Source organism: Synechococcus sp. R5-12 (assembly GCF_047502655.1).
Taxonomy (GTDB): domain Bacteria; phylum Cyanobacteriota; class Cyanobacteriia; order Thermostichales; family Thermostichaceae; genus Thermostichus.
Window position 1 is genome coordinate 1 of sequence record NZ_JANSIM010000222.1, and the last position, 4,945, is coordinate 4,945.

General features: G+C 57.4%; 7 protein-coding genes. 3 read left to right on the forward strand and 4 right to left on the reverse strand.

The annotated features are described in order from the left end of the window. Positions 1 to 34: 34 nt before the first annotated feature. Complete coding sequence (locus tag NW843_RS11340; protein ID WP_011434379.1) at positions 35 to 331, reverse strand: hypothetical protein; 297 nt, start codon at positions 329 to 331, stop codon at positions 35 to 37. A gap of 214 nt (positions 332 to 545) precedes the next feature. On the opposite strand from NW843_RS11340, the gene NW843_RS11345 reads away from it, so the two are divergent. The 3 genes from NW843_RS11345 to NW843_RS11355 all read left to right on the forward strand — a co-directional run bounded on the left by NW843_RS11345 (position 546) and on the right by NW843_RS11355 (position 2,683). Further along, the gene (locus NW843_RS11345) at positions 546 to 788 is read left to right on the forward strand and encodes a Ycf34 family protein (RefSeq protein WP_011434378.1); all 243 of its coding nucleotides are present in this window, start codon (positions 546 to 548) and stop codon (positions 786 to 788) included. Between the two features lie 146 nt (positions 789 to 934). Beyond that, a complete protein-coding gene (gene hemF, locus NW843_RS11350) occupies positions 935 to 1,948 on the forward strand; it encodes an oxygen-dependent coproporphyrinogen oxidase (RefSeq protein WP_414422156.1) in 1,014 nt (337 codons plus the stop codon). 39 nt (positions 1,949 to 1,987) lie between these two features. After that, the gene (locus NW843_RS11355; RefSeq protein WP_414522988.1) at positions 1,988 to 2,683 is read left to right on the forward strand and encodes an alpha/beta hydrolase; all 696 of its coding nucleotides are present in this window, start codon (positions 1,988 to 1,990) and stop codon (positions 2,681 to 2,683) included. Between the two features lie 226 nt (positions 2,684 to 2,909). Here NW843_RS11355 and NW843_RS11360 read toward each other — a convergent pair whose 3' ends face one another. The 3 genes from NW843_RS11360 to NW843_RS11370 form a co-directional block, all read right to left on the reverse strand. Next, entirely contained in the window at positions 2,910 to 3,476 is a 567-nt protein-coding gene (locus tag NW843_RS11360; RefSeq protein ID WP_414522989.1) for a GDYXXLXY domain-containing protein, read from the reverse strand. A 26-nt stretch (positions 3,477 to 3,502) separates the two neighbouring features. Next, positions 3,503 to 4,369 carry a bifunctional hydroxymethylpyrimidine kinase/phosphomethylpyrimidine kinase gene (thiD, locus tag NW843_RS11365; RefSeq protein WP_414522990.1) on the reverse strand — a complete coding sequence of 289 codons (867 nt, stop codon included), beginning with the start codon at positions 4,367 to 4,369 and terminating at the stop codon, positions 3,503 to 3,505. 173 nt (positions 4,370 to 4,542) lie between these two features. Beyond that, on the reverse strand, positions 4,543 to 4,749 hold the full coding sequence (locus NW843_RS11370) for a hypothetical protein (protein ID WP_414522991.1): 207 nt from the start codon (positions 4,747 to 4,749) through the stop codon (positions 4,543 to 4,545). Positions 4,750 to 4,945 lie beyond the last annotated feature (196 nt).

Consider the following 4,945-nt stretch of genomic DNA (forward strand, 5'->3'; position numbering starts at 1 on the left):
ACCCTACGGGTACAGTGCGGGGCTCCTGCGATTTCTAGCTGACGGCCACGGGCGACTTAGCGGCAGCAGCAGCGCGATTTTCCTCTTCCTCAGGAGGGACAACGGCAAACTCGATGTGATTGAGCAGGGTGGTCACGAAGGCGAAGAGCAGGAAAGGCAGGGAGATCACCAAAATCAGAGCAATGGTGAGAAAAGCGTAGAGGGGGCTATTCATCAGGGAGAGGGCAGCGGCCAAGCTGGCAAAGATGACAATCAGCCAAACGATGATCTGGCCGTAGATATCTCCAAAGGAGAGGGTGCAGGTGAAGCGGTAGCGGGTGTGGGTGTTCATGGCAGTTCCTCTGGATAGCCTGGATGGTTCGATCCTAAGGACAGATCAAGCCCCATCCTGAGAAATATGTCGAGATTTTAGACGAGAGACGAGGAGATGCCTCTCTTTGCTAAGAAATATCTCAAGAATCGGCTGAGAAAGAGGGGATCCGCCGTCTGGAAGGAGGCAGGATGCTACCCTCAAGATTGGGAACCGTTTCTTGCAGGCAGCAGCCATGTGTATTTGTATTCACTGCTACTACGTGGATCGCTGTACCACCTACCATGCCGTGGAAGCGCAGCATCAGCAACCTCATCTCACACTGACGCCGGATTTTGAGCCGCAGGGCCCCCAGATCAATGTCAATATCCGCAATGGGGGCACCGAGATGGAATGGGATGTGGTGGGCTGCCAGAGCTTTCGCGAGGAACGGAACAAATGGGCGCGACTTCGTCCCTATGAGGCGGTTCCCACGTAAGATCCAAGAGCGGCCTGGATTTCCAGGGAGTTTCTTGCCCGGCCAGGTTAGAACTCTTCAGTTTGGCAGTTCGGCTCTCCCAGTCTGAGAGGTTTGATGGGGGCTGGAGAGGTTTTTGTCGAGTTTCGAGAGATTGGAAGACTATGATGCTGGCCTCAAGCCCTACAGCGCTGCCAGTGGATGCCCGTCAACAGGTGAGCCAATTCATGCAGCGCCTACAAGATGACATCTGTGCCCGTCTGGAGGCCCTAGACGGAAAAGCCAAGTTTCGGGAAGACCGTTGGGAACGCCCTGGAGGAGGGGGCGGGCGCTCGCGGGTCATTCAGCAGGGAGACGTGTTTGAGCAGGGGGGAGTCAATTTTTCCGAGGTGTTCGGATCCCATCTGCCCCCTTCGATTCTGAAGCAGCGTCCAGAAGCGGCAGGGCATCCTTTCTACGCCACAGGCACCTCTATGGTGTTGCATCCTCGCAACCCCTATGTGCCGACGGTACACCTGAACTATCGCTATTTCGAGGCGGGGCCGGTTTGGTGGTTTGGGGGCGGGATGGATCTCACCCCCTATTACCTGTTTGAGGAGGATGCGGCCCATTTTCACCGCACCCTCAAGGCAGCCTGTGACCGCTTGGATCCCGTCTACTACCCAGTTTTCAAGATCTGGTGCGATCGCTACTTTTTCCTACCTCATCGCGGCGAGGCGCGCGGCGTTGGCGGCATTTTCTTCGACTATCAGGATGAACGCCCTGGGCTGCTCTATCGGCCTGAAGGCCAGGCGGAAGGGGATCCCGAACAACTGGCTTCTGAGCCACCATCGTTACAGGTGCGGGTGGGATCCCGCAGTTGGGAACATCTTTTCGAGTTGGTGCAAACCTGTGGCGACGCCTTCTTGCCGGCCTATGTGCCGATTGTGGAGCGGCGGCAGGGGATGGAATGGGGGGAGAGAGAACGGCAATTCCAGCTCTATCGTCGCGGGCGTTACGTGGAGTTTAACCTGGTCTACGACCGGGGCACGATCTTCGGGCTACAGACCCAGGGCCGCACCGAGTCGATCTTGATGTCTTTGCCGCCATTGGTGCGCTGGGAATATGGCTACGAGCCCCAGCCGGACACGTGGGAAGCTAAGCTCTACCAGGTGCTCCGCCAGCCCCAGGATTGGGCGTAGGCCGGCCATACCCCGTCTCTGCTTCTGAGGATCCGCTGCGTGCCTTCTTCTTTGCCCCTCACCTACCGCTTTCAGCCGCCTCGACAGGTCGGCTTGGGATCCGCACCTGTGTTGGTGATGCTGCACGGGATCGGCAGCCACGAGGGGGATTTGTTCCAGTTGGCCCCCTATCTGGATCCTCGGTTGGCGGTGATCAGCTTGAGAGCCCCTATTCCTTGGAGTGGAGGCGGGTTTGCCTGGTTTGAAATGGCCTGGACACCGGAAGGGCTGGTGGGGGATCCCCAGCAAGCGCGCAATAGCCTCAAGCTCCTGAGCCGCTTTCTAGAACAGACGCTGCCCAGTGGGATCCCGGGTATTGCCCTGGATCCCAGGCAGGTGTATTTGCTGGGGTTTAGCCAGGGGGCGATCATGAGCCTGTACTTGGCTCTGACCCAGCCGGAGAAGCTGGCGGGGGTGGTGGCAATGAGTGGGCGCCTATCTCCAGAGATCCTGGCCGAGGCGGTGGAGCCGGAGCGGATGAAACACCTGGCCATCCTGGTGGTTCATGGCACTGCTGATGCTGTTTTGCCGATTGCTTTTGGCCGTCAGATCCGGGATTATTTTGCCCCGCTGCCACTGAACTTTACCTATCGCGAGTACGAGATGGGCCATGAAGTTTCCCCGGAGAGCCTGCGGGATATTCAGGTGTGGTTGCAAAACCTGTTGGATAGGAGAGATTCGGAAGTGAAAACCTGAAGAAGTTTGACCCAATTGGGATGACCCTAATTCAGGTGTTGAGCAAGGCTGTGCAGCACTTAGCAAGCTCCTCAATGGCACAGCTCCGGTTCTCGCCATCTTCAGGGTTTCGAGGGGCAAGTGATAGGGATCCCTGCCCCATTCAGTTTTCCGGCTCTCCTTCGGGTTCGGATGTCAGAATATGGTGATTAATTGTTAAAGCGTTAAAGCCGGGCAGAATGAGCACTTAGTACCGATGCTCCCCTACCCAGAGGCCGACCAATGCTGCCTTGCCCCAGGGATCCACTTTCACTTCTGCCCGCGTGGCTTCAGGGTAACGCCGAATATCTTCTTCCAAGGCATCTCCAGCTGCTTCGGGAATAAAAAATTCTTCGATTCCCAACTTGAGCTGCTGCCCGTCAAACCAGCCTCGCAGCACTTTCTCTTCAGGCTGCAAATCTTTGGGCATCTCCCGGCTGACACCGATTGCTCGCCAAGGTTGAGTGGGATCCCCTGCGGGGGGAGCCAAGCGCAGATAAAGGATCCCTGGGGTCTCCAATTCAGGTGACCAACCCGGCAGTTGCTCTAGGGTGGAGCGCCGACCGACGACGTAGCCCAAGGTCACGTACCGGCCCCGCAAAAGGTCATAGGGATCCACAGGGGCCGTTTGCAGGTAGATCGTGGTTCCGACAGCAAGAGTCAGCGCTTGCCGAGCCGGTATCAGCAGAACGATACCCAGCTGCAGCAGTAGGGGTAGCCAAAACCGCCATTTGGGCAGGGATCCCTTCCTAGAAAGATTCAATGGGCCAGCCATAGTAGCCAGAGAGAGGGACTTCTCTCTTATGGCACAGGTTCGCCGATCCCGGACAGAAGCGGGTAGAAGTGCCCCACCGGCCCCTGCCCTGACCCGATGGCCAAAGGATGTCGCAGCGCTTCTGTTACATAGGCTTTGGCCGCCACTGTGGCCGCCAAGGGATCCCTGCCCCAGGCCATCTGTGCTGCAATGGCCGCCGAGAGGGTACAGCCGGTGCCGTGGGTGTGGCGGGTGGGGATCCGCTCTGTTTTCAGCACTTCCAGTCGCTCGCCATCGAACCACACATCCACCCCCTGCAGTTCCCCCGGCATACCCCCACCTTTGACCAACACCGCTCCACAGCCCAGGGTGCGAATCTGCTGAGCCGCCGTTTGCATATCCGCCAGGGACTGCAGCTGCAGCCCCGTTAAAATTTGCGCCTCATAGCGATTGGGGGTCAGCACCTGGGCCAAGGGGATCAGCCGCTCGCGGATGGCCTGAATGGCTTCATCTGCCAGCAACTTTGCTCCCGTGCGGGACACCATCACCGGATCCACCACCAGAGGCCGCAACGCCCAGCGCTCCACCTGACGGGCTACCTCCAGCACGATCTCGGCATTCAGCAACATGCCCGTCTTGATCCCTTGCACCCCGATGTCCTGCACCACAGCCTCGATTTGGGCGGCTACGGCTTCGGGGGGCAGCGCATCGACCCGGCTCACCCCAAGGGTATTTTGGGCAGTCACGCAGGTCAAGGCAGAGGTACCGTGTACCCGTTGGAAAGCAAAGGTGCGCAAATCCGCTTGGATCCCTGCCCCTCCACCACTGTCGGATCCAGCGATGGTGAGGGCGACAGGGGGGTGCTGCTCGGCCAGCAGTGGAGCCGGAGTTGGTTCAGATGCAGAGACAGACATTGGCCAAACGACAAAAATGGGCAAGGGTACCGATAGCCATTTCCATCAATCAATATGAACCATCTCTTTAACGTAGCAATGAAACTGTTGGTTCTCGATTGGTCTGAGACCACTGGGGTATTGGGAAAACTCTTGCAGACGTCTGTCAAGAAGCTGACTAAGAGTGAGTTGTCCTAGTCTAAATCCGAGTAGCCCTCATCAGTGGTGGCGACCACCTCAACCCAGGCTTGATTCCCTTCCACCGCCGTCAAGCTCCAGCGCAGAAGCCGAGCCGGCTGGCCCAGCTCCCGGTCAACTTGCTGACAGAGGGATTGCTCCAGTTGCGGGGCAGAGAGAGGCGAGCTCAACGGCAGAGATAGGTGCAACAAATGCAACTTCACAGGAGTCGAGAACTGATCTCGCCAAGGAAACAGACTTACTTTCGATAACTTCTAACACTAAGAATCCAACAATATAAACTCAACAATATAAACTAATGTAGTATTTTCAGATTAGGCTGAGACAGCCGGGCTACTGAGAAAAACCTTTTGGGCCCCTGCATTATTGCTCCGCAACGCTATTGCTCCGCAACGCTGA